22 protein-coding genes and 1 tRNA gene are annotated in these 24,951 nt (G+C 57.1%); 14 read left to right on the top strand and 9 right to left on the bottom strand.

The window, feature by feature from the left end:
• Position 1: 1 nt before the first annotated feature.
• From cysW to CUC55_RS03315, 3 genes are all read right to left on the bottom strand, one after another.
• Positions 2 to 874 (bottom strand): sulfate ABC transporter permease subunit CysW, encoded by an 873-nt coding sequence (cysW, locus tag CUC55_RS03305; RefSeq protein WP_067651678.1) that lies wholly within the window; start codon positions 872 to 874, stop codon positions 2 to 4.
• Positions 867 to 1,724 carry a sulfate ABC transporter permease subunit CysT gene (cysT, locus tag CUC55_RS03310; RefSeq protein ID WP_103086955.1) on the bottom strand — a complete coding sequence of 286 codons (858 nt, stop codon included), beginning with the start codon at positions 1,722 to 1,724 and terminating at the stop codon, positions 867 to 869. Before cysT ends, cysW begins: the two co-directional genes overlap by 8 nt.
• A gap of 136 nt (positions 1,725 to 1,860) precedes the next feature.
• Entirely contained in the window at positions 1,861 to 2,886 is a 1,026-nt protein-coding gene (locus CUC55_RS03315) for a sulfate ABC transporter substrate-binding protein (protein ID WP_103086956.1), read from the bottom strand.
• A gap of 531 nt (positions 2,887 to 3,417) precedes the next feature.
• Here CUC55_RS03315 and CUC55_RS03320 point away from each other — a divergent pair.
• The 5 genes from CUC55_RS03320 to CUC55_RS03340 all read left to right on the top strand — a co-directional run bounded on the left by CUC55_RS03320 (position 3,418) and on the right by CUC55_RS03340 (position 9,017).
• Positions 3,418 to 4,188, top strand: a complete 771-nt coding sequence (locus CUC55_RS03320) for a phosphoadenylyl-sulfate reductase (protein WP_103086957.1) — start codon at positions 3,418 to 3,420, stop codon at positions 4,186 to 4,188.
• 30 nt (positions 4,189 to 4,218) lie between these two features.
• Entirely contained in the window at positions 4,219 to 5,172 is a 954-nt protein-coding gene (gene cysD / locus CUC55_RS03325; RefSeq protein WP_103086958.1) for a sulfate adenylyltransferase subunit CysD, read from the top strand.
• Positions 5,172 to 6,647 (top strand): sulfate adenylyltransferase subunit CysN, encoded by a 1,476-nt coding sequence (gene cysN / locus CUC55_RS03330; RefSeq protein ID WP_103086959.1) that lies wholly within the window; start codon positions 5,172 to 5,174, stop codon positions 6,645 to 6,647. The genes cysD and cysN overlap by 1 nt, the downstream gene beginning before the upstream one ends.
• Before the next feature lie 182 nt (positions 6,648 to 6,829).
• Positions 6,830 to 8,269 carry a glycosyltransferase family 2 protein gene (locus tag CUC55_RS03335; RefSeq protein ID WP_425352725.1) on the top strand — a complete coding sequence of 480 codons (1,440 nt, stop codon included), beginning with the start codon at positions 6,830 to 6,832 and terminating at the stop codon, positions 8,267 to 8,269.
• 178 nt (positions 8,270 to 8,447) lie between these two features.
• Positions 8,448 to 9,017 (top strand): hypothetical protein, encoded by a 570-nt coding sequence (locus CUC55_RS03340; protein ID WP_425352726.1) that lies wholly within the window; start codon positions 8,448 to 8,450, stop codon positions 9,015 to 9,017.
• A gap of 284 nt (positions 9,018 to 9,301) precedes the next feature.
• Here the strand turns inward: CUC55_RS03340 and CUC55_RS03345 are convergent, their stop codons facing one another.
• Positions 9,302 to 10,384: a LacI family DNA-binding transcriptional regulator gene (locus tag CUC55_RS03345; RefSeq protein ID WP_103086962.1), complete on the bottom strand. Its 1,083-nt coding sequence runs from the start codon at positions 10,382 to 10,384 to the stop codon at positions 9,302 to 9,304.
• A 508-nt stretch (positions 10,385 to 10,892) separates the two neighbouring features.
• Between CUC55_RS03345 and CUC55_RS03350 the strand changes: the two genes are divergently transcribed.
• Both CUC55_RS03350 and mqo read left to right on the top strand, forming a co-directional pair.
• On the top strand, positions 10,893 to 11,303 hold the full coding sequence (locus CUC55_RS03350; protein WP_067651650.1) for a hypothetical protein: 411 nt from the start codon (positions 10,893 to 10,895) through the stop codon (positions 11,301 to 11,303).
• Between the two features lie 463 nt (positions 11,304 to 11,766).
• Positions 11,767 to 13,440, top strand: coding sequence for a malate dehydrogenase (quinone) (mqo, locus tag CUC55_RS03355; protein WP_170063816.1), 1,674 nt, complete (start codon positions 11,767 to 11,769; stop codon positions 13,438 to 13,440).
• Positions 13,441 to 13,537: 97 nt separating this feature from the next.
• On the opposite strand, the gene CUC55_RS03360 is transcribed toward mqo, so the two are convergent.
• Positions 13,538 to 14,611 (bottom strand): D-alanyl-D-alanine carboxypeptidase family protein, encoded by a 1,074-nt coding sequence (locus tag CUC55_RS03360; RefSeq protein WP_103086963.1) that lies wholly within the window; start codon positions 14,609 to 14,611, stop codon positions 13,538 to 13,540.
• 276 nt (positions 14,612 to 14,887) lie between these two features.
• Here CUC55_RS03360 and CUC55_RS03365 point away from each other — a divergent pair, with 276 nt between their 5' ends.
• Together CUC55_RS03365 and CUC55_RS03370 are read left to right on the top strand one after the other, a co-directional pair.
• Positions 14,888 to 15,247 carry a DUF4174 domain-containing protein gene (locus tag CUC55_RS03365; protein ID WP_425352727.1) on the top strand — a complete coding sequence of 120 codons (360 nt, stop codon included), beginning with the start codon at positions 14,888 to 14,890 and terminating at the stop codon, positions 15,245 to 15,247.
• Positions 15,248 to 15,548: 301 nt separating this feature from the next.
• Positions 15,549 to 17,423, top strand: a complete 1,875-nt coding sequence (locus tag CUC55_RS03370; RefSeq protein ID WP_245417682.1) for an AI-2E family transporter — start codon at positions 15,549 to 15,551, stop codon at positions 17,421 to 17,423.
• 3 nt (positions 17,424 to 17,426) lie between these two features.
• Here CUC55_RS03370 and CUC55_RS03375 read toward each other — a convergent pair whose 3' ends face one another.
• Positions 17,427 to 18,083: a DUF2161 domain-containing phosphodiesterase gene (locus CUC55_RS03375; RefSeq protein ID WP_067651645.1), complete on the bottom strand. Its 657-nt coding sequence runs from the start codon at positions 18,081 to 18,083 to the stop codon at positions 17,427 to 17,429.
• Positions 18,084 to 18,254: 171 nt separating this feature from the next.
• Between CUC55_RS03375 and CUC55_RS03380 the strand changes: the two genes are divergently transcribed.
• Entirely contained in the window at positions 18,255 to 18,710 is a 456-nt protein-coding gene (locus CUC55_RS03380) for a pyridoxamine 5'-phosphate oxidase family protein (protein ID WP_067651642.1), read from the top strand.
• 53 nt (positions 18,711 to 18,763) lie between these two features.
• Here CUC55_RS03380 and CUC55_RS03385 read toward each other — a convergent pair.
• Positions 18,764 to 18,837: transfer RNA gene (locus CUC55_RS03385), tRNA-Gln, on the bottom strand.
• Between the two features lie 173 nt (positions 18,838 to 19,010).
• Here CUC55_RS03385 and CUC55_RS03390 point away from each other — a divergent pair.
• From CUC55_RS03390 to CUC55_RS03400, 3 genes are all read left to right on the top strand, one after another.
• Positions 19,011 to 19,307, top strand: a complete 297-nt coding sequence (locus tag CUC55_RS03390; protein ID WP_067651639.1) for a cupin domain-containing protein — start codon at positions 19,011 to 19,013, stop codon at positions 19,305 to 19,307.
• A gap of 15 nt (positions 19,308 to 19,322) precedes the next feature.
• Positions 19,323 to 20,231 carry an MBL fold metallo-hydrolase gene (locus tag CUC55_RS03395; RefSeq protein ID WP_103086965.1) on the top strand — a complete coding sequence of 303 codons (909 nt, stop codon included), beginning with the start codon at positions 19,323 to 19,325 and terminating at the stop codon, positions 20,229 to 20,231.
• A gap of 11 nt (positions 20,232 to 20,242) precedes the next feature.
• Complete coding sequence (locus CUC55_RS03400; RefSeq protein ID WP_103086966.1) at positions 20,243 to 20,692, top strand: thiol-disulfide oxidoreductase DCC family protein; 450 nt, start codon at positions 20,243 to 20,245, stop codon at positions 20,690 to 20,692.
• A 3-nt stretch (positions 20,693 to 20,695) separates the two neighbouring features.
• Here the strand turns inward: CUC55_RS03400 and CUC55_RS03405 are convergent, their stop codons facing one another.
• The gene (locus CUC55_RS03405; RefSeq protein ID WP_103086967.1) at positions 20,696 to 21,616 is read right to left on the bottom strand and encodes a DUF1499 domain-containing protein; all 921 of its coding nucleotides are present in this window, start codon (positions 21,614 to 21,616) and stop codon (positions 20,696 to 20,698) included.
• A 244-nt stretch (positions 21,617 to 21,860) separates the two neighbouring features.
• Between CUC55_RS03405 and CUC55_RS03410 the strand changes: the two genes are divergently transcribed.
• Positions 21,861 to 22,130: a hypothetical protein gene (locus tag CUC55_RS03410; protein WP_067651628.1), complete on the top strand. Its 270-nt coding sequence runs from the start codon at positions 21,861 to 21,863 to the stop codon at positions 22,128 to 22,130.
• On the opposite strand, the gene ppdK is transcribed toward CUC55_RS03410, so the two are convergent.
• Positions 22,127 to 24,853, bottom strand: a complete 2,727-nt coding sequence (gene ppdK / locus CUC55_RS03415) for a pyruvate, phosphate dikinase (RefSeq protein ID WP_103086968.1) — start codon at positions 24,851 to 24,853, stop codon at positions 22,127 to 22,129. The two genes, CUC55_RS03410 and ppdK, sit on opposite strands and share 4 nt — an antisense overlap.
• Positions 24,854 to 24,951 lie beyond the last annotated feature (98 nt).

Here is a 24,951-nt window from a genome sequence, read left to right on the forward strand (position 1 = left end):
TTCAATGCTTGCCGGCGGCGTTGCCCGCGCCAAAGCGTATTTCAAGAATGGTTTTGAGAACGAGCGTTACCAGCGCCAATCCGGCAAGCAATGTTGCCACCGCGAAGGCCGCACCGATATTGTATTCGTTGTAGAGGATCTCGACATGCAGCGGCATGGTGTTGGTTTCGCCGCGGATATGGCCTGAGACCACCGATACCGCGCCGAACTCGCCCATGGCGCGGGCGTTGCACAGCAGAACGCCGTAAAGCAGCCCCCATTTGATGTTGGGCAGGGTGACGAACCAGAAGGTCTGCCAGCCGGATGCGCCAAGCGAAATCGCCGCCTCCTCATCGCCCGTTCCCTGATCCTGCATCAGCGGGATCAATTCACGCGCGACGAAAGGGAAGGTCACGAAGATGGTGGCGAGCACGATGCCCGGCACGGCGAAGAGAATTTCGATGCCGTAGCTTTTCAGGAACGGTCCGAGCACGCTGTGGGACGAAAACAGGATAACATAGACGAGGCCAGAGATAACCGGCGAGATGGAGAATGGCAGGTCGATCAGGGTGATCAGAAACGCCTTGCCCTTGAACTCGAACTTCGCGATGGCCCATGCGGCAGCAACGCCGAAGACGACGTTGAGCGGCACGGATATGGCGGCGACGAGAAGTGTGAGGCGGATGGCGGAGAGCGCATCAGGCTCGATGATCGCTTCCCAAAAGGATTCAGCGCCCTTGCGGAAAGCCTCCACAAAGACCGCGACCAGCGGCAGGACAAGAAACAGCGCCAGAAACAGGAATGCAAGGCCGATCAGCACCAGCTTGGCTGGCAGCGTTTCGCTCGCGGGATCACGAAAGGGTCTGGATGATATGGTGCGCGCGTTATCAGGCATAACCGTACCTCTTGCGGCTCCAGGCCTGAATGAGATTGATGATGAACAGCATGGCAAAGGAGATGATCAGCATGATGGTGGCAATGCCGGTGGCGGCTGGGTAGTTGAACTCTTCCAGCCGAATGACGATCAAAAGCGGTGCGATTTCAGAGACGTAGGGAATGTTGCCAGCAATGAAGATGACGGAACCATATTCGCCGACGCCGCGCGCAAAGGCCAGCGCGAAGCCGGTGAGGATAGCGGGCGTGAGGCCGGGCAGCAGAATGCGGGTGATGGTTTGGAATCTGTTGGCGCCGAGCGTCGCGGCGACTTCCTCGACCTGACGGTCGATCTCTTCCATGACCGGCTGAACGGTACGCACGACGAAGGGTAGACCGATAAAGATCAGCGCGATGACGATGCCGGACGGTGTGAAGGCGATCTTGATGCCGAAGGGCTCGAAAAACTGCCCGACCCAGCCACGGTTGGAATAGAGCGCCGTCAGCGCAATACCGGCAACGGCCGTTGGCAGCGCAAAGGGCAAGTCCACGATGGCATCCACGAACCGTCGACCGGGAAAGCGGTAGCGCACCAGCACCCAGGCGATGAGAACGCCAAAGACGGCATTGACCAAAGCGGCGAGGAACGCTGTTCCGAAGCTGACCCGCAGTGCATTGAGCGTTCTGCTATCCATCGCGATNGCGNAAAAATCCGCAAAACCGAGTTTTGCAGTGGACCACACAAGACCGGCCAGCGGGATGAGAATGATAAGNAAAAGGTAGGTGATGGTGTAGCCGAGCGTCAGGCCGAATCCCGGCAGGACGCTGGATTGACGCCACTTCCACTTGGTTGGCGATGGGGTATTGCTCATCAAGGCTCCGGGTAAAACGGGGGCCATCGTCAGCCGCCCTCTTATGCGCCATCGACCGGCTCGTGGCCGGTCGATCTTGTCTCCAATCCAAACAGAACGCGATGCTGCGGCCTGTTTGGCGTGTTACATCATCCACTTACTTGGCCGGCTTGTAAATCTGATCAAAGATGCCGCCATCACCGAAATGTTCCGGTTGCGCTTTTGCCCAACCGCCGAACTGGGGATCATCAATGGTGACGAGCTTGATATCAGGCAGTTGCTTCAGCAAGTCCTTGGAGACGACCGAAGGGTTGGACGGACGGTAGAAGTGCTTGGCTGCAATGTTCTGACCCTCGTCGGAATAGAGATATTGCAGATAGGCTTCGGCAGCCTTGCGCGTGCCCTTCTCATCGACGTTCTTGTCGACGACGGCGACAGGTGGTTCTGCGAGGATGGAGATTGGCGGAACGACGATCTCGAACTCGTCCTTGCCGAATTCCTCGCCAGCCAGATAGGCCTCGNTTTCCCAGGCCAGCAGCACATCACCAATCTGGCGCTGTGCAAATGTCACAGTCGAGCCACGTGCACCGGTATCGAGCACTGGAGCACGTTTGTAGAGTTCGCCGACATAGGCCTTAATCTTGGCCTGATCGCCCTTGTACTCCTCGTTTGCCCATGCCCAGGCTGCGAGGTAGTTCCAGCGTGCGCCGCCTGATGTCTTGGGGTTCGGTGTGACGATCTGGATATCACCCTTCACGAGATCACCCCAGTTATGGATGCCCTTCGGATTACCCTTGCGCACCAGAAAGACGATGGTGGACGTGTAAGGCGCGGAGTTGTTCGGAAGGCGCGTGCGCCAATCGGCATTGATCTTGCCACTATTCTTGACGATGGCGTCGATATCGCTCTGAAGTGCCAGCGTGACGACATCGGCTTCAAGACCATCGATGACCGAGCGGGCCTGTTTACCGGAACCGCCATGCGACTGCTGGATGGTGACATCCTCGCCCGTATCGGCTTTCCATTTTTTCGCGAAGGCTTCGTTGACGTCCTTATAAAGCTCGCGGGTCGGATCATAGGACACGTTCAGCAGTTTCGTATCTGCCGTGGCCGTTCCGACAGCACCCAGAGTGACAGAAAGACTAAGCGCGACAGCGCTGAGGCTGGAAAGAAGTTTCGACATCGGTATCCCTCCTAGATGCAGTGCGCTTAACACTACTTGGAACCGCCCGTGGGTCAATCAGGCGCAATCCAATCGCAAAAGTGTTTCCATTGCGGCTGTCTGAACAGCAACAAACACGCCGCAAGTCACTCAGAACACGCAACAGGACGCGTGGAAAACCGGCGTTAAACGCAAAACCAGTTCGTATTTTTACCATATTTCAGCCACGGAGACGCAGATTTTTTGAATGACCGGAATGTTTTTCTTAACAGGCGGCACTCTACACCCTCCGTCAATCACCCTTCCGTCCATGGAAAATAGAAATCTACAAAATTTAGCGAATATATCGCAAATTGTTCTTGCTTTTTGACGTCGAACCGATTTTATGTCGGTACGACGATGCGTCATTACCGCGTCTGTGGGTGTCTTTTGCGCATATTGTGCGTCAACGAGAGATATTTGCTCTCTGACGATCCACACAAGCATAGCCATTCCTGTAAAATAGCGCTGATTTCAGGGATATTCCGAATATAGGAATTCGGAACCCATGGAATGACCCTCAATACCCCCTCGCATGTCCTTTCCAGCCACGATGTTTCATCGCTAGACGATACGCTGGCCAGTCTCGATCTGGCGGGGCGTCTGGCATTTGTCGCAGGTTTGGGCGGGCGGGCGGTGTTCACGACGAGCCTTGGTATCGAAGATCAGGTCATTACGGCCGCTATCGGTACACATCGTCTTCCCGTCGAAGTCGCCACGTTAGAGACCGGACGTCTGTTTGCGGAGACGGTCAATCTCATCCACGAGACAGAAGAACGCTACGACATCGCTATCAAGCGTTTCTACCCTGCTCAGGACGATATCGACGCCTATGCCGAAAAATTCGGCCTCAACGGCTTTTACGATAGCGTCGAAGCGCGCCACGCCTGCTGTCATGTGCGCAAGCTGGTGCCGCTGGCCAAGGCGCTGGATGGCGCAAGTTTCTGGATCACCGGTCTTCGCCGTGGCCAGTCCGGCAACCGGGCAACGACGCCCTTTGCCGAGTTTGATGCTGAGCGCAATCTGATCAAGATCAATGCTATCGCGGATTGGGATATCGATGTGATCAAGGCGCATGTTCTAGCGGNAAACATTCCCGTCAATCCCCTCCACGCCCGCGGGTATCCCTCCATCGGCTGCGAGCCGTGTACCCGCGCCATCAAGCCCGGCGAACCAGAACGCGCCGGTCGATGGTGGTGGGAAAATGACGAGAAGCGCGAATGCGGCCTGCACGTGGCCGAGGCAGCGCAAGCATCTCCCCTACCAGCCGCCTCACAACGATAATTGNAAATCCATAGATTGCCGGAGTTTACAATGTCCAATGCAGTTCCGGAAACGGAAAGCACAAGTGTCAGCACACCAAAGCAGCCGCTTGATCCTCATCTGAAAGCCCTCGAAAACGAAGCCATCCATATTTTCCGTGAAGTTGCGGCGGAATTCGAAAATCCGGTGATGCTGTATTCCATCGGCAAGGACTCATCCGTGCTGTTGCACCTGGCGCGCAAGGCATTCTTCCCCGGTCGCATCCCCTTCCCGCTTCTCCACGTCAACACTGGCTGGAAGTTCAAGGAGATGATCGCGTTCCGCGACAATATCGTCAAGGAATACGATCTCGACCTTATTTCCTACACCAACCCGCGCGGAGCGACGGAAAACGTGACGCCGTTCACGCATGGTTCGGCGCTCTATACCGACATCATGAAGACGGAAGCGTTGCGCCAGGCACTGGACGCGGGCAAGTTCGATGCTGCCTTCGGTGGTGCGCGCCGCGATGAGGAAGCCAGCCGCGCCAAGGAACGCATTTATTCCTTCCGCACGCCAGATCATAAATGGGACCCGCGCAACCAGCGCCCGGAACTGTGGAACATCTATAACGGCATGGTTCGTCAGGGTGAGAGCGTTCGCGCTTTCCCGATGTCCAACTGGACCGAGGTCGATGTCTGGCGTTACATTCAGGCCGAAAACATTCCGCTCGTGCCGCTCTATTACGCCGCAGAGCGCACCTATGTCGAACGCGACGGTATGATGATTCTGGCTGAAGACGATCGGCTGGAGTTGCTGCCCGGCGAAGAGATCCAGCATGGCATGATCCGCTTCCGCACGCTGGGCTGCTTCCCGCTGACCGGCGCGATCACCTCGCAGGCGACGACGCTGGACGAGGTGATTTCGGAGCTTGAAATTGCAACTGTTTCCGAACGTCAGGGCCGCGCTATCGACCGCGACCAGTCCGGCTCCATGGAAAAGNAAAAGCGTGAGGGCTATTTCTGATGACCCAGAACACGACAGCTCAATCCGCCACCATTCTGCCTTTCGTTGAGCCGACAAAGTTCGTTCGAGACACCCGCCCGCTGCGACTGATCACCTGCGGCAGTGTCGATGACGGNAAATCCACACTGATCGGCCGACTGCTATGGGATACCAAGGCGGTCAAGGAAGATCAGGCAGCCACGTTGCACCGCGACAGCGGCAAGCAGAACGATCTCGGCCTGCCCGACTTCGCGCTGTTGCTGGATGGTCTTCAGGCCGAGCGCGAACAGGGCATCACCATCGATGTCGCCTATCGCTATTTCGCCACCGACAAGCGCGCCTTCATCGTTGCCGACACGCCCGGCCATGAGCAATATACCCGCAACATGGCGACCGGCGCCTCCACTGCCGACCTCGCCGTGCTGCTGGTGGATGCCCGCACCGGCATTCTCGAACAGACCCGCCGCCACGCAACGATTGCGGCCCTGATGGGCATTCGCCAGTTCGTGCTGGCCGTCAACAAGATCGATCTGACCAACTACGACAAGGCCGGTTTCGAGCTGATTGCCCACGACTTCCGCGAGTTTGCGCAGTCGCTCGGCATCAAACAGATTACCGCCATCCCCATGTCCGCCCTGAAGGGTGAAAACGTCGTTCTCTCGGGCAAGTCTTCCATGCCGTGGTATGAAGGACAAACGCTGGCTGAAACGCTGGAGCTGGCAACCGCGCGCTCGACGCAGACTGGCGGCTTCCGTCTACCGGTGCAGCGCGTATCACGCCCCGGCGAAAGCTTCCGCGGCTATCAGGGCACAGTCGCCGGTGGCGCTGTTAAACCCGGTGATTCCGTTGTTATCCTGCCATCGGGCATGGTTGCCAACGTCAAGCAGATCGTCACCTTCGATCTGGTCCGAAATGCCGCCGTTTCCGGCGATGCCATCACGCTGGTTCTCGACCGTCAGGTGGATGTGTCGCGCGGCGACATGATCGTGTCGATCGAGGCGCAACCGCAGACGGGCCACGCCTTCGACGCGCAACTCGTGGCGCTTCAACCGGGGGGTATCGAGTCGGGCAAGCGCTACTGGTTGAAAAGCGGCAGCCGCCGCCAGCGCGTCAGCGTTCAGCCAACGACACAGCTCGACCTGNAAAATGGTCAGTGGCTGGCCCATGCAGACACGCTTCCGATGAACGCCATCGGCAAGGTTCGCCTGTCCTTCGACGAACTGGCGATCTTTGATCCCTATGAGCNAAACCGTTCCACCGGCTCCTTCATTCTGATTGACCCCGATACCAACAATACCGTTGCGGGCGGCATGATCCTTGGCAAGCGCGCAGATACCGGCAAGATTTCAAGCGGCGAACGGGTGCTGATCTCGCTTCCAGCGGATCTGGCCGAAGCGCTTCTGGCCAGCGAACAGCTTTCCAGCCGAAGAGACGAAATCGAAATCCGCCGCACAAGTGCCGCGACGGCATCGAGATTGCTGGATGGGCTGGATTAAAATGTCGACCACATGAATATGAAAGGCACCGGTCAGCACCGGTGCCTTTTTGCTTTTGGCGAAGCGCTGCAAAGCGAAGGCCGTTGTGACAAGGCTCGAAACAGCTTCAACGATTAAGCAGAAAGAAGATTACATCNTTTTGAGAGTCGGCCAGAATGCAATCCGTCGAAGCCCTGATATTCATGACTGGCCGAAACTGCGCCCAGTACACCGCCCGCGCTGTGCAAAGCATTGCAAAGCAGACACTGAAAGACGTTCACATCCTCTTCGTGGATGACATGTCCGATGACGAAACCGGCAATACAGCGCATCAGGCTCTGGAAGAACANTTTCCCGGNAAATATACTCTCGTTACCAACGACACGCGCTTTGGCAAGGCTCGCAATGCCTGGGAGCATCTCCGCCCCTTGAGCGCGAATGCCAAGTTCATCGGCGTGGTCGATGCCGACGACCAGTTGATAGAGCCGCGCGTTCTCGAAGCCTTGCTGGCATTCTACAATGCCGGCAAGGATGTCGTCTGGACAAANTTTGCCATGGACAATGGTCACGTCGGCTGCAACGCGGCGCTTGACCCCAATATTTCGCCGCGCCAACAGGGTTGGAAAACAAGCCATTTCTTCAGCTTCCGCGCCGAACTATTCGGAAATGTACCGGAAGAGTATTTTCAGGATAGCGAGGGTGCTTGGCTGCAGGCGGCCTGCGATATTGCAATCGCCATGCCGATCCTCGATCAGACGCGGCGCTACCAGTTTCTATCCGCCAATGCGTATCTCTACACGGCAACCAACCCGCAATCGCACCATAATCTCGATAGCCAGTCGGTTGGGCTGAATTCCACCATCCAACAAAAATCGGCACAAGACGTGATGCGCAAAACGCCGCTACCTCTGACACGTCCGTTGGTGGAAACGCCATCCAAGCAACCGGAACCGGCTGCCGCAAAGCCAAAAGCCAATATTCCAAATGGGCCATCATCCATGACAACACCAAACTCTGCGCAGACCTGGAGTGACATCACCGGCAATCTCGTCGTTGCGGACACTCCTGGCATTATCAACGCCATGGCATATTGCGGTCCGACACGCCTGACACCTGAACAGGTCTGGGCGCTGCGTGGCATCATTTCCACCCGGCAGGAGGCCGCGAATGTCCTGCACGTGGGCAGCACGCGTTCCGCCTTGGCACTGGCATGCCTGATGTCGGGTAGTGCACGCCAACTGACATGCCTATGCGCGTCCAGTTCCGAAGCGGATGAGCTTGATCTGCGGCTGAGGCTTTGCGGAACGCGCGACGAGGTGACGATTACGATTGCCGAGCCGGTCAATATAAATTTCGATCAGGTCAATGGCAGCTTCCCGGATACGCGTGAACTGGATGCCGACACCAAATTCGATATGGTCGTTGTCGANTTTTCCAAGTCCGTTCCTCACACCAGCGCCATCGTTTCGCTTTCTGCGCTCGCGCCGAACCTCGAACCGCGTGGTTTTGCGCTTTGCCTCCTGGCTGCGGACNAAAACACGGAAGCACTTGCCGCAACGAAATGGGGCGCTATCGGAAGCGGATTGCGCTTTTGCGTGAACGCCATCGGCGGCTCGGGCTTGCTGGTTGTGGGCGGACAATAGGTTCGTCGCGTTGGCAGCATGTCTAACCATAAGAGNAAATGAGGCAGAGACCGTGAACCAGATATTTTCGATGCCAGTTCGTTTCGACAGCCAGAATGACGTTGAAGACCATGGAGACGGACACCGCGAGAGTTTTCTCAATGCCGTGCTTCGCGACAATTACAGCCATGACGCCCAGATGTCGCATATCCAGATCGAGGCTGTTTCGGCAGCCATCCGGTCACGCGGACCCAAATGCAACATGCTGGTCTTTGGCCTTGGAAATGACAGCCCGCTTTGGGCAAACCTGAACCACGATGGCTACACACTTTTCTTCGAAAATGCTCCGCAATGGATTGCGAAGGTGAAAAGCCAGCATCCCGACCTCAATGTCGAGCATATGGATTATCCGACGACCGTGGCACAATCCATGGACGACCCGGCAGCGCTCGTGCGCAGCGCCGAACTTCCGGAAAGCGTCAAATCAAGATCATGGGATGTCATTCTGGTGGATGGACCGATGGGTTATCTGCCGAACCTCCCCGGTCGCGCCCTGCCGCTGGTGTGGACTGCCTTAGTTGCCACGAACGCGACGCATGNTTTCGTTGATGACTATGAACGCCATCTTGAGCAGAGCTATGCGGATTTTCTGTTTGGGGGTCGCGCCAAGAACAGGAGCGTGGTTCTGCCGCGTCCTGCGACGCCGAGGCTGAATGCCAGCACGATGCTGTGGCTTTTCGGCGTTTCGGACAGTCTCGTCAAAACCTGACCGCACTCTATAAATGCCTGTNGGGATGATCGATTGCGGTTCCACACCGTATCGACATCCCCACACGCGTATCAGACATTGTCTAACGGAACCCTCATCCGAATATCTCAGACTGGCTGCCTCTGTCTTTTNAAAAAAGAACATCCAGATCAGGACAACGACGACAAGAGGGACACCCATTGCCCATNAAACCACAGCTTTTAGCATAATTTTCTCCTTTTCACCTTGCTCACCTNACGCTGGCTTGTGGCAAAGGTTCCTTGAGGAAAATATCGTTCGAGGCTTTACGGGTCGGCGACCGCGAGTGGTGCTGAACTATCGGTCGAGGCGGAAACTTTGGACCGCCTTGTGGTCTGGCGTTCGACCAGTTCGAACCCCAAATCCAGATTGCGCTCCTTGATAACCCCGCCCTGNCCCAAGGTGATCAGAATATCTGCCGCCGTATAACCTATGTCGAAACGCGGGACGTGTATGGTGGTCAAGGGCGGTTCGGTCGTCATTGCATATTCCAGGTCATTGAAACCGCAGATACCAAAATCCTCGGGGACGCGAATGCCCAATCTCTGACATTCAAATATGACGCCGAGAGCCAGATCATCGCTGTGGCAAAACACTCCATCGATATCCGGCCTTTTTTCTAAAAGGCGGCGAATAAGTCGAGAACCCACATGAATACTGGGTGGCGCGTCCTGCCAGATAATCATGCTTTCATCCAACAGACCCGCCTGCTGCATCACTTCGCAATACCCTTCCTGACGAAGGCGCACCCTGATGTCATGGCCGCAACCCAATATGGCTATTCGGCGGTACCCTTGAGACAGCATATGACGTGTGGCGACCATCGCCGCTTTTTTATGATCGATAGCAACAGCAATCCCTCTCATTTGCAGGGTTGCGTCAATGGTCTGGACGACAGGGCAGCCCGCCTCGTTGACGATTGCCTCCAGGNTTTCCAGCCGTTCCGTGCCGGCAACGATGACGCCAGCCGGGCTGTGCGCCGTAAAGGCTCGCACCTGTTTGACCTCTGCCCCGGCGTCATAATGTGTATTCGAATATTGAATGCGGTAATCTGACCCTCTGATCCGCGCCTCGATACCGTTCAACACGGCGCTGAGAGCGGAATGTGACAGGGATGGCAGGAGAACGCCGATGAAGGTACTGGTACCGCTGGCCAAGGCTCTGGCGTTCAGGTCGGGGACGTAACCCATTTTGTCCACGACGCTTAAAATCTGGTCTCTCAAAGCATCTGATACCTTGTCCGGCTCTCGAAGAGCGCGGGAAACCGTGATTGCACTCACTCCTGTTTCCCTTGCAACATCCTGCAAAGTGACCTTTACGATAGATTTCCGTCTGCGTGTGTGCGGCATCCTGCACCTTGGCCTGTCGAACGGGGNAAAGGGATAGACTACAACGTTACAGCCTGCANTTTTTGAAGTGAACCGAGACCCGAGACACTATCAGTTTTGCTAATAAACTATAGCCTCTAAGCAACGTTCCCCCACGACTTTCGCGTTAAAAGTGATGGACTTTGCGCTTAAACCNAAAAAAGTCTCGTAAATCGCCCAAACAAACTGCGGGTTTTCAGCAAGAATATGCGTTTCGCAGAAATATTACAGCAGTATCTGCCGTGAAAAATGGGCGACGCCCGGGTTCTGACCGCTAAATTTAGTCAGCGTGGAGAAGATTCGCCCCTGCGACGACCCTTCCCATTCACGTAACGCCACGTTCAAAATACGCTGGATCGTTACNAAAAAGCAATTGTGGCAGAAAATATGCATTCCAGTGTCTGCCGCCCCTGCCGCTTTGCCACAAATCTGCTAGGGGAACATATCTCCCGCNAAAACACCGGAAACGGCACAACAAGGATATCTCGACATGCGATTTCGCAGCGTAACATTGGCAGGGCTGGCGATTGCCCTTTCCGCTTGCACCACCACGGCCCCTTCGCTTTCTCCCAAGAACGCAGTGGAAACCCGTTGGGTGGGTCAGTCTGCTGGCGTGTTCTTTGCCAAATACGGTCCGCCCTTGAGCGATGTCGATTCCGGCGGCACGACGACTTACAACTGGCGCGGTGGCTACAGAACCACGACTATCCCGGCGAAATATGACGAGACCAAGGATGGCAAGCGTGGCCGCCAGACGTCGTCTGCCCGCAAAGTATATCTCTCCTGCACCGTGCAGATTACCGTTGGCGGCGACTACAAGATACGCTCGATCCGCACCGTCTCCGACCGCCCGGGTGTAAACGGCCCGAGCTATTGCGCAGAGTTTCTTGGCGGCGAATAAGACCTGATATCGACAATGTTAAAAAGCCCGCCGAGATTCTCCCGGCGGGCTTTTTGTTGAGCACTGGTCTTCATTTGGCTGGCCAACACCCCAGCGCATGGCTCAATTCCAGCCCGCACATCTGTTATGCACTTCACGCATAACGGTGGATATAACCGATTAGATCGGCTTCAGNCCCTCGTGCCATTTCAGTATCGGCCACAGCGTACCGCGCGGAAAAATAAGGCAAAATGTCGCAGTTGGTGTTTTTCTGTGACCGGATTTGGGCGGGCGCCAGAGCGAGGTCCATACGGCTAAACTCTTTGCCGAGGCTGTTGAGCGCGTGCCGCAAGAGTTGTCTTACAGCTGTGCATACGTTATTGCGCCGCACAAATTTGAAAATCATCAAAGTTTAGGAAAAGACGTGATTAAAAACGACAAGGGCACTGGCCCAACCGACGGATTTTCGCACGATACCTTTACCATGAACCGACGCCAGGTGCTGGGCACGGCGCTCGCAGGCCTTGCCGCGGCTACCGTGCCGGGTGCGCCCGCGCTGGCGCAGACTGCCGATNAAAAAGTCGACGTCCTTCTGATCGGCGGCGGCATCATGAGTGCCACGCTTGGCGTCTGGCTGCATGAACTGGAACCGACATGGTCGATCGAAATGCTGGAGCGTCTGGATGCCGTAGCGCTGGAAAGCTCGAATGGCTGGAACAATGCCGGCACGGGCCACTCGGCGCTGGCGGAACTCAACTACACGCCTGAGACCGCCAATGGCGGCATCGACATTTCCAAAGCCATCGAAATCAACGAAGCGTTCCAGATTTCGCGCCAGTTCTGGGCGTGGCAGGTCCGCAACGGCGTGCTGAAGAACCCGCGCTCCTTCATCAACCACACGCCGCATATGAGCTTCGTGTGGGGCGATGAGAACATTTCCTATCTGGAAAAGCGCTACGAGGCGCTGAAAGCCAGCCCGCTGTTTGCCGGCATGGAATATTCCAGCGACCCGGAACAGATCAAAAAATGGGTTCCGTTGATGATGGAAGGCCGTGACCCGGGCCAGAAGATCGGCGCGACATGGTCTCCGCTTGGCACCGACATGGAGTTTGGCGAAATTACACGCCAGTTCGTGGCCCATCTGAAAAGCCAAGAGAACTTCAACCTTAAGGTTTCCAGTGAAGTCACTGCCATCGACCGTAATTCGGACGGCACATGGCGCGTCACCTACAGCAACCTCAAGGACGATTCGGAGCGCACGGTCGACGCCAAGTTCGTCTTCGTGGGTGCGGGCGGCGGTGCCATCCATCTGTTGCAAATGTCCGGCATTCCCGAAGGTGACGACTACGCGGGCTTCCCCGTCGGTGGTTCTTTCCTCGTCAACGAAAACCCCGATGTCACGATGCTGCATCTGGCNAAAGCCTACGGCAAGGCGTCTGTCGGCTCTCCACCCATGTCCGTCCCACATCTGGACACGCGCGTCATCGGCGGCAAACGTGTGGTGCTGTTTGGGCCGTTCGCGACCTTCTCTACCAAGTTCCTCAAGGAAGGTTCCTACTTCGACCTGCTGACCTCGACGACGATGAGCAATGCATGGCCGATGATGAGCGTTGGCATGGACGAATATCCACTGGTGGAATATCTGGCCGGTCAGCTGATGCTGTCTGATGACGACCGTTTCGCAGCCTTGCAGGAATACTTCCCCGGCGCCAAACAGAATGAATGGCGCTTGTGGCAGGCTGGCCAGCGCGTGCAGATCATCAAGCGCGACGCCGACAAGGGTGGCGTTCTGAAACTCGGCACGGAAATCGTCAGCGCCAAGGATGGCAGCATTGCAGCCCTGCTCGGTGCTTCGCCGGGCGCTTCCACGGCCGCACCTATCATGCTGCAGGTTCTGGAAAAGGTGTTTGCGGAAAAACTGGCAAGCCCGGAATGGCAGGCCAAGATCCACCAGATTGTTCCAAGCTACGGCACCAAGCTGAACGCCGATCCGCAAAAGGCACATGAAGAGTGGGTCTATACCAGCGAGTTGTTGCAGCTTCCCACACCGCCACAGATCGATATGGCGTCGCTTTCAAAAGCGGCGGCAGTGGCCGCCCCTGCGGCACCGGCTTCGGAGAATGCACCGGCAAAGCCGGTCGGCGATCTCGCACCTTAAGGCGACCGGACAACCTCAGCGCGAACAGAAAAGGCACGCTCAGGGCGTGCCTTTTTATTGAGACCAATGACGCCGGCGGCGGCCTGTCAAAACCGTTTTATCCAGCCGATCCGGTTTGCGGGGGCGGCGGGGCGGGGCGGCTGGCTGGAACCGGCACATCCACCGAATTGTCGCTGGGCCATGTGGTTATCACATGAATCTGGCCCTCGATCTGATCCTTCAGAAACGTTTCATGGCCCGGCAACCCCATCGGATAAAGCGCTTCGCGTTCCGCCTCATAGGCAACGCTTTTGTCGGTGCAGAGCTTGAGGCGCATATCCTGCGGCGCGACATCGGTGCGGNTTTGCACATTTTCGACAGCACCGGATGGGTTCAACTGCCCCTCGAACGCTTGCGTCAAATATTGCGCAGATCGCTCGTTACGCTCCCGCTCTGTCGTTGCGCCCAGTATCACCACCATCACGCGCTTGCCATCACGCGTGGCAAGGCCGACGTAATTGCGTCCAGATGCACATAGAAAGCCCGTCTTCATTCCAACCGTGCCGTTGAAACGGGTCAGCAACGTATTGTTGGATTTGATTTCTTTACCGTCGATTCTGACAGCCGATCCTTGAAAGAAGCGTTGATAGTCCGGAAACACCCGGTCGATTTCCATCCCGAGGATCGCAAGATCACGGGCGGTGGAATAATTGCTTTTGTTAAACAGGCCGTTGGGGCTGGCAAAATGCGTTCCTGTCATGCCAAGGCGCGCGGCCTCCGCATTCATTCGCTGCACGAACACGGCTTCATCGGATGTAACCGTTTCTGCAAGGGCAACGGCGACATCGTTTGCCGAGGCGGTAAGCGCAGCAAACAGCGCGTCCTCCAAGGTCATCGTTCGCCCGAAGGTCAGACCCGACTCGAGGAAAGCCTGTTTTGTCGCGTTGCGCGTCATCATGACGGGCGTCGTCAGCGTCACCTCACCCGCACGAAGCGCTTCGAAAACAACCAGCGCCGTCATGAGCTTGGTGGTGGACGCCGGATACCAAGGCACACCGGCATCTTCCTGATAGAGAATCTGATGATTTGCGGTATCGACAACCAGCACGGGCGTGGCGTTGGCAGGTGCCGAAAGGGATGCGGCCAATACCAGGGTTTTCGACAGCCNGCCGGCCAATATCGTTTTCATCATGCGTCAGTCTCCAAGCAATATTATCCTCTGACATAAGACGCCTTGCGGACACAAGCGTCTGCTAAGCGAGGACCTTGGCAAGTATAAGGTCGAAACAGACGGTTTGATCCTCGAGAGCGGACATCGACAGGCAATCCTGAGGTCACGACATCGTTTAAGCAAGGATCGAACGGATGCCTTCCTCCTTCGTTTAGCGTGTTCAAAGAGGAGAAACAGATGAGAGTGCTGATCCNTTCGCTCGTCGTCGCGCTAACGTCCATCAGTCAGGGTTTTGCAATGGAGAGTCTTTCACACTACGAATGGAAAAACCGCGTTGTTCTGGNTTTCGGTAAGGCCACAGACCGGAAAGTCGAGAGGCAGATCGACGCTCTGAAGGCGAAGCAAGCTGAACTCGCTGACCGGGCGTTGATCGTCATCCGCATTACCGGCAATGAAGCGCGTGCGGTTTATGGGACAGAAATCGCGCTGAATGCTGACAAACTGAGAACAGACGCAAAGATCGATGACAACGACTTCCAAGTCATTCTGGTGGGCAAGGACGGCGGCGTCAAATTCCGCAGCAAGGATATTGTCAGCGATGTCGAAATATTTGACCTGATTGACCGTATGCCAATGAGAAAGGCCGGTCAGGGCTAGGGATTTGTAGAGGCGGCGATTTCGCTGGCAGCGCTCATTGCTGTTCGCCAGCTTATATAAGGAACCGGAAATCAGTACGCGCGTTCACCGCGTCGCATGCGGCGATCATACGCTGACTGTACGTCACTTGGTCGACCTGCCCGCCAAAGCAATAGCATAACCGCTGATTCTCTTTGTCGCCTCGGTCCACAGAAGTGAAGCTGATGGGCATATGGCGGGAAACAACATGGAACTTCCAAAATCAATCGGCCCTGTGACGGCGCGGGCGAGCTATCCGAACCCGGATATCGCCTCGAACACCATGCTATCTGGACGAACGGTGCTCATCCTCATCGGCGTGGCATTTCTGCTTCGGGTGGGACAGGAAATATTCGTTCCGCTTGCGCTTGCGCTGCTACTGTCCTTCACGCTTGCCCCCATCGTATCCTTCCTTCGCAAGCGGTCGGTGCCGAAGATTCTGGCGGTGATCCTCGCCGTTATCTCCGCATTCTGCGCAATCGCGGTTTTCAGCTTCATCGTCGCCACCCAGGTTGCGAACCTGGCCGAGAACATACCCACCTATCAGCGAAACATCGTCAGTAAGGTCCAGGTTCTGGCCCAAGCAGGCTCTGGCAGTGGCGTGCTGGAACACCTGAGCAAGGTGGTGGAAAAGATGGGTGCCGAAATACAGACGAGAGCAACCGAAAGCCAGGATACGGCCGCGCCGGAAATCCCGACACGGGAGCCGATGCCTGTCGAAATTATCTCACGCACCAATCCGCTACAGACACTCGGTAACCTGATCTTACCCCTGATCAGCCCGTTTGCGACGGCGGGCCTCGTGATCGTTCTCGTTGTCTTCATGCTGCTGGAGCGTGAGGANCTGCGCGACAGGTTCATTCGCCTCGTCGGTCTCAGCGACCTGCATCGCACCACCGCAGCGCTTCAGGACGCTGGCAAGCGGGTCGGCAAATACCTGCTCATGCAACTGGTCGTGAATGCCCTCTATGCGCTGCCGATCACAATTGGCCTATGGGTTCTTGGCATCCCCAATGCAATCCTTTGGGGTTTGCTCACGCTGGTTCTGAGATTCGTACCCTATATCGGCCCTGTCATCGGCATGATCCTCCCGCTGTTTCTGGCGCTCGCGATTGCACCGGGATGGTCGCTCGTTGCCTGGGTGGCTGCGCTTTTCGTGACGACGGAACTCATCAGCAACAATGTTGTCGAGCCCTGGCTTTACGGATCGCATACGGGATTGTCTCCGCTGGCGATCATCGTTTCGGCAATTTTCTGGTCGTGGCTCTGGGGGCCAATCGGCCTCATGCTTTCCACGCCGCTCACCGTTTGCCTCGTCGTTCTGGGCCGCCACGTGCCGCAGTTTGGTTTCCTCGACGTTCTCCTAGGCAATGAGCCGGTTCTGGAACTGCACGAAAAGCTCTACCAAAGGCTGCTCGCTGGCGATCCGAACGAGGCGACCGACAATGCGGAGGAATATCTGAGGGAGGAGTACCTCGTTGATTATTATGACAAGGTCGGACTTCCGGCTCTCTTGCTGGGTGAAATGGACAGGCAGCGCGGGGTCATGTCGGAATCACAGATCGAACTTTTTTCGTCCAGTTCGCTGACGCTGGTCGATAATCTTTCCGATATTGCCGACGAAGAGGAAAACGAGGAAGAAACAGAGGCGACGGAAGCGCTCATTACATCTGTCGATGAGACAGATCTGCCGGATGGAAGAGGCCAATCGGTCTTATGTATGGGCGGGCGAGGCGTCATAGACGACGCCGCATCCGCAATGCTGGCGCAGATCATCGAAATTCAGGGGGCCACGGTTTCCTCGGCAAGTTATAGAGACCTGGCGGGAAGAGCATCGCAAAGAGTGAGTCTTGATGGCATCGATACCGCAGTGGTCTCGTTCCTCAACGGTAATTCCAAATCTCACGCACGTCAGATCATCCGTCGTTTAAAGCGTATCAAACCCGCGATGCGGGTCGGCATCCTCATTCCCACCGCGAACGGCCAGAATTACGCGCAAATAGACGCCGCGGATATCAGCGCCGATTTCATTACGACATCGCTGAACGAGGCTGTGAAGCTGGCTCTGACGCAAACCAAACCCCGTGAGCTGGTGGTGGTGGCGCGAAAAGTGGGCCGTCCGCGACTGCAAATGGCGCCGCCTGCCGTCGCATCCTAGACGTCATGGTAATGGTTGGGGCCACCGGATGAGCGCTTCCCGTCCGGCATCAGTGAGCCCATACACGCCTTTTTCCAGACGCTCGAACCAGCCATAGACGTTCGACAGCAGTATCTTTCCGGCGTCTGGAACGCCCGCCCTCACGTCGCGGACGCGCAAGGGCCCTGCGGACAGGAGTGCCGCGCAACCCAGCGCCTGCTGGCGGTAGGCCGTCATCATGGGCGTGCGTGTACTGCCCCCAAGCACGGGATCACCCCGCCTTTTCTGGTGTTCACGCACCAGCCTGGAGCGCCGCTTGGGGTTGGTTCGCGGCATGGGCGTTACGGAGGCCACGATAACGCTGACGTCGCCGCGATCCGAAATGCCGAGCATACCGATGCCCAGCCGACGGCAGAGATCACGATAGCGCTTGTCCGATTCCCGCCCCCTGCCCTTGGCAGAGACCTTCGCGGCAATCCAAACTTCGTCGGATATGGAAGCCCTGTCGACCGCCTGGAGGATCAGTTCGAGATTGAAGGTCAATTTCAGCTCGCACACGACCACGACGGGTGAATCATCGCCGTTAATGCCGACAAGATCGCACCCGCCGATCTCACCTTTAACCGAGTAACCAGCGGTCTCCAGAAAGGCTTTTACGGGAAGGTAGAGGGAGGTTTCCATGCAATCGACGATCAAAAATAGGGAATCATTGGGCTCCTCATTACCTTTAGACGGTTAGGAACCACTCCACCATGATTTAACGGCATCTCGCCCGTCTCCCCTCGTCTCGCAAAGCCGGAACAAACGACGACCTCGAAGGTTAGCTTGCCATATCAAAACCGGGAGATTTTCATGACATCGATGACGTTGGAAGACCTGTCCAAGCAGCTCAGAAAAATTGATTTCTGCATGCTGTGTACCAACACCGAATCCGGCCAGATTTCCACCCGGCCCATGAGCAACAACGGCGATGTCGAATATGATGGCGACTCGTGGTTCTTCACCTATGACAACACCCGAAAGATCAAAGAGATCGATCACGACGATCACGTCACGCTGACCTTCACCGCTGCGCCAAGCCTTTTGGGAAAGCCGGGTATCTTTATCTCGGTGGAGGGCAAGGCCTTACTGATCCGCGACAAGTCGCAGTTCGAAGCGCACTGGGTCAGCGATCTGGACCGCTGGTTTCCAGACGGTATAGAGACTCCCGACATCGTTCTCATCAAGGTTTCGGCGGCATCGATCGAGTATTGGGATGGCGAAGAGAACGGTCGCCTGACGCTGCCAGAGGCTGCGGCAACGGCTTAATACAGTCCGACACGTCCAAGCCACACGCTCATATCACTAACTTGCAAAGTGTGTGGCTGGGGCGCCAGGATTCGAACCTGGGATGCCGGTACCAAAAACCGGTGCCTTACCGCTTGGCGACGNCCCAACAGAGCAGATTGGCGAAACGCCACTGCCTGAACGGCGCCTGATTATCAAAGCAGAACGGCAGCGGCAATGATTAAGTTGCCGGATTTGCAATATTTATTGTGTGTCCGGCCATTGCTTCATGTTACGTCAGGAAACAGGCAGATTTTTAGGTCTTTTCCCGGTGACAGTACGATGAGCAAATATAGCGCACGCCCTCCTGCCATACCAACGACTTTGCTGGACGACGACGTGGTACGGATCATTCGCTGGGACTTCGAGCCGGGAGCCGATACCGGCCACCACACACACGGGCTGGGTTATGTCGTGGTGCCGATGACCGATTGCCAATTTCTCATTGAAGACGAGAGCGGTAGCCGCAGGGTGGATACGGCGCGCGGCATGCCTTACCGACGTGAGGCTGGGGTTTCGCACAATGTGGTCAATGCAGGTAACGAGCCGATGTCGTTCATTGAGATCGAATACAAGTGAGCGTTGACTGATCCGATGAAAGACCCGGAATTCAATCGCGANTTTCAGCCGACCTATGGCATTGCGGTGCCTGTGGCGCAAAACGTCCAGCGCATCACCGTCAACAACCCGTCAGCCTTTACCTTTCATGGCACCAACAGCTACATCGTGGGCGACACATCCGTTGCCATCATCGATCCAGGCCCTGAGGACGACATGCATTTTCAGGCGCTGATGGCGGCACTGGAAGGCCGCGAGGTCACGCATATCTTCGTCAGTCATACGCATCGCGATCACTCGCCACTGGCGACACGCCTGAAGCAGGCAACAGGTGCGCTGACCGTAGCCGAAGGGCCACATCGTGCTGCACGGCCTTTGCATGAAGGTGAGCGCAATCCATTTGCTGAAAGCTCTGATACCGGGTTCGTGCCTGACGTCATTCTTGGTGATGGGNAAAGCCTGTCCGGCGATGGCTGGACGCTGACCGCCCTTCACACACCCGGCCATACGGCCAACCACTCGGCCTTCGCCCTTGATGATAGCGGAATAGTCTTTTCGGCCGACCACGTCATGGCGTGGGCAACGACCATCGTTGCGCCGCCGGATGGTTCGATGAGCGATTATATGGCTTCGCTGTCAAAGCTTTTGCACCGAGATGACCGGCTGTTCCTTCCCGGCCACGGCGGCGGCGTGAACGACCCGCCCGCTTTCATGCGAGGGCTTCGCACCCATCGCCGCATGCGGGAAAAGGCGGTGCTGGCCCGCATCAAGGCTGGAGACCGGACGATCCCGGACATGGTGAAAATCATTTACAGAAGTACCGATCCGCGCCTGCACGGAGCGGCGGCTCTTTCCGTTCTCGCCCATATCGAAGACCTGATTGAGAAGGGTGAAGTACAGACGGACGGCCCGCCGTCGCTGGGTGGGCTCTATTTTCCTGCATAGGAACTGTTTCGATGCCTGCTGCCTACAGCTATAGAAACGACCCGTCTGTTCCCAATTTTCCAGATGACAGGCCGCTCATCGTATTTGATGGTGAATGCGGTTTCTGCTCTCGCGATATCGACTTCGTGTTGCGCCACGATGNAAAAAAGCTGTTTCGCTTCACACCCGCGCAATCTGAACTCGGAACGGCGCTGATGCGGCACTACGGCTACCGAACCGATAATTACGAAACCAGCCTGTTGATTGAAAACGGCATAGCCTATCCCCGTTCCAATGGGGTGTTGCGTGTGCTCCAGCTTCTGGGTGGCGCGGTAAGCATTGCGGCACTTTTACGCGTCGTACCGCGCAGTCTTCGGGACAGCGTCTACGATCTCGTGGCACGCAATCGCATGACGATTGCAGGACGGCATCAGGCGTGCCGCATGCCAACGCCCGAGGAACGCGAGCGCTTTATCGGGTAGCCGTCAATTGTCGTTGAGGCCCTGCATCTCAGCATCCAGCGCATCGAGATAGGCCTCTGCGATCTCAGCACCCATACCCAGATCATGCGGGCCGAAGCGGGAGGCGACGCGGACATCTACCAGCGTGGTTTCTGCGTCTTCGCGAAGACGGATGAGGATATCGTAACGCAGGCCCCATATGAGGGTGCGTGTCTCGCCTTGCAACATCACGATACTGCTGCCATCAAAAAAGGTCGGTGCGGGGGCGTCTGCCGGTCGTGCCAGTGGTACGGGCACATTCGCGGGAAGCTCTTCGATGGGCGTGTCGGTGACACCTTCGGTCTGGTCCTGGGGCGGCATGCCGGGCTGTATATCCGGTAGCGAACCGATGAGGCCTTGCGTATGGGCGATGCGAGTACGCTGTGCTGTAGCAACCTTGCGGGCCGCCGTATAAACGCGGTCGATTGCGCCTTCATAACGGTGACCTGCAAGGCTTGGATAGGCTGCCGCCTGCAGATCGCGGTCGGCTTTGGAAACGACAGCGGGGCGCGGCAGCCATTGCTGGTTGGCGGTGGGGATGGACAACCAGCTCGGCGCGTCGGCAACATCCGTGGAGACATCGTAAAGCTGTGGCNTTTGCCAGTAGAGAAACGCGCCGAACGCTACGGTTCCGAGCGGAACTGCGCAGNAAAGCAGTGCGGAAAGCGACCACACTCCGCCTCTCGCGCCCACGGACCAGAGGCGTTGCAAGCCAATGATGGCGAGCAGAAGCGACACGGTTGCGATGGCGGCGGAGAGAAGCGTCAGCGAAATGAAATCAGGGGTCGTCAGCGGGCCGAAGCGGTGCAATGGTGCTGCGATGACGAACAGTGCCAGGGCGGCAATCCCGAGATATCGGGAAAGATATGCCGCGTGTGATACGGGTCGAACGAAACGCACAGTCATGAAGCGGCACCCGGATGCTGTAGTTTTTGCAACGAAGACGTTTCGCCGATAGGTTCACGACAAGCGGGAATCGCTCATTACTGTGTCATAATGGGTTTCGGCGTCGAAGGGAATCTGTTCGAGAGAAATTGCGCGTGCCGTATGTGCAACCTTTGCCACAGAGCAGGCTTTTCCCTACAGCTAAACCGGCGTAATCAACACACGGCAAGATCAGTGCAAACTGGCATCATAGGGAGTTAACATCATGCGTGTTTCAATCGTTCTTGGCGCCGTTGCGACAATGCTGGCTCTTTCGTCCTGCCAGACACTTTCGCCGGAGGAGCGGCGCGCGCGGGACGAAACGACCTGCCGTGGTTATGGCTTCCGCCCCAACACGGACCAGATGGCCGGTTGCCTGCTGGATCTCGATCTCGACCGCCGCGCAGATGCCCGTGCCTGGCAAGCGCAGTCCAGCCGCGACATGTTCTATCGCCCCGTCGTGGTGGAACGCCGCATCATCGTCCAGAACCGCTAGAACTTCGCCGGGATCGCCCTGAGCGGAACGACCTTCGAAGTGGCAACCGTGTCGCGCTTTTCCGCCATAGCCAGTGTTGCCTGCGCCGCAGACAATCTGGCAATCGGCACACGGAACGGAGAGCAGGATACGTAATCCAGACCCGCATCTTCACAGAAATTAATGGAGGCCGGGTCGCCGCCATGTTCGCCGCAGATGCCGAGCTTGAGTTCCGGGCGCGTCTGACGGCCACGATCCGCCGCGATCCGGATCAACTCGCCAACGCCATCGAAATCCAGCGAGATGAACGGATCGCGCTCGATAATGCCTTTGCGCTGATAGGTTTCGATGAAGCGGGCGGCATCATCACGGGAGATGCCGAAGGTCGTCTGCGTCAGGTCGTTGGTTCCGAAGGAGAAAAACTCCGCAGCTTCGGCGATGACATGGGCGCGCAACGCCGCGCGCGGCAACTCGATCATGGTGCCCGTGAGATATTCGAGGGTAACGCCGGTCTCCTCCGCCACCGCTGCGGCGACCCTGTCGATGACAGCGCGCACGTAGTCCAGCTCTGAGCGCAGGCCGACCAGTGGCACCATGATTTCCGGTACCACGGGGGAGCCCGTCTGGCGGGCAGCCTCAACTGCGGCTTCNAAAATGGCACGGGCCTGCATTTCGGCAATTTCGGGATAGGAAATCGCCAGCCGACAGCCGCGATGACCGAGCATCGGGTTGAATTCATGCAAAGCATCCAGCCGATGCCGGAACAGCGTTTGCGACATCCCCATGGCAGCAGCAACTTCCACGATTTCACCATCGGTCTTGGGCAGGAACTCGTGCAACGGCGGGTCAAGCAGACGAATGGTGACGGGCAGACCATGCATGATGGAAAACAGCTTGGTGAAATCCTGCCGCTGCATGGGCAGCAACTGATCGAGTGCTGCGCGCCTTCCCTCCTCATGCTCGGCAAGGATCATTTCGCGCATCACCTGAATGCGGTCACCCTCGAAGAACATGTGTTCCGTGCGGCATAGCCCTATGCCCTCGGCGCCAAACGAACGGGCAGCGCGGGCATCTGCTGGCGTATCGGCGTTCGTGCGCACCTTCATTCGCCGCGTGCTATCGGCCCATTTCATCAGCTTGCCGAAATCGCCCGACAGAGCGGGCTGGGTCATGGGAACTTCGCCACGCATCACGCGCCCGGAGGAGCCGTCGATGGTGATGATATCACCCNTTTTCAACATGCAGCCCATGCCAACCAGAACGCCGCTGCGGATATCCACCCGCATGGAGCCTGCGCCGGAAACACAGGGGATGCCCATGCCTCGCGCCACGACCGCCGCATGGCTGGTCATGCCGCCGCGTGTCGTCAGAATGCCTTCGGCAGCGTGCATGCCGTGAATATCTTCCGGGCTGGTTTCCATCCTCACGAGAATAACGCGCCTGCCTTCGGCTTTCGCCGAGACGGCCTCTTCGGAGGTAAATACGATCTCACCGGATGCCGCCCCCGGTGAGGCTGGAAGGCCCGAGCCGATGATCGGGCGCTCAATGGAAGGGTCGATGGTCGGATGGAGGAGCTGATCGAGCGATGAAGGCTCGATCCGGCAGATTGCCTCATCGGTGGTGATAAGGCCTTCCTCCACCAGATCGACGGCAATTTTCATGGCCGCACGGGTTGTGCGCTTTCCTGAACGGGTCTGCAACATCCAGAGCTTGCCGCGCTCGATGGTGAATTCCATGTCCTGCATGTCGCGGTAGTGGGTTTCCAACTGACCGCAAATGCTGATGAACTCCGAAAACGCCTCCGGCATCAGTTTTTCCATCGACGGCTTGTCCGAGCCGGATGCGATGCGCGCCTCTTCGGTGATGGATTGCGGGGTGCGGATGCCCGCAACCACGTCCTCACCCTGAGCATTCACAAGAAACTCGCCGTACAGCTCTTTTTCGCCGGTGGAGGGATTGCGCGTAAACGCGACGCCCGTTGCCGAGGACGAGCCGAGATTGCCGAAGACCATGGCCTGCACATTCACAGCCGTGCCCCAGTCTCCGGGAATATTATGCAGATGGCGATAGGTAACGGCGCGCGGGTTCATCCAGCTTGCAAAGACGGCACCGATGGCGCCCCACAACTGAACCTGCGTGTCCTGGGGAAACGGGTCGCCAAGCTCCTCTTCGATCAGGCCTTTGTAGAGCGAGACGATGTGCTGCCATTCGCTGGCGGAAATCTCGGTATCATATTCGTGGCCCAGACGCCCCTTCTCGTCCTCGAGAATTTCCTCGAAGATTTCATGATCCAGCCCCATCACCACATCGGCATACATCTGGATGAAACGCCGATAGCTATCCCACGCNAAACGGGCATCACCAGAATTTTGCGCCAGTGCCTGCACGGTTTCGTCATTCAGGCCGAGATTGAGAACGGTATCCATCATACCCGGCATGGAGGCGCGGGCACCCGAGCGGACAGATAAAAGCAAAGGCTGAGAACCGGAACCAAACTTGCAGCCGGTAATGGCTTCCATGCCGGAAATGCCGCTGGTAACCTGCAATTTAAGGTCTTCCGGGAGGCACCGTCCACCCTGATGGTAACGTGCGCAGGCCTCGCTGATAATCGTCAGACCCGGCGGAACCGGCAGGCCAAGGCTTGCCATCTCGGCAAGATGTGCACCCTTGCCACCCAATGTGGCGATGTCGCTCGCACGCCCCTCGGCGGCTCCGTCACCGAACGTATAGACCCATTTTTTCATTCTACGCTCTCCACCCAGAAGCGTTCTATTTTTCAACCCTTTACAGCATTGTAACAGTGTTGGAAACGGCCACCGTTCCACCATGTCACCGCAGTGCA

The sequence above is a fragment of the Agrobacterium bohemicum genome (assembly GCF_002896715.1).
Lineage (GTDB): Bacteria > Pseudomonadota > Alphaproteobacteria > Rhizobiales > Rhizobiaceae > Agrobacterium > Agrobacterium bohemicum.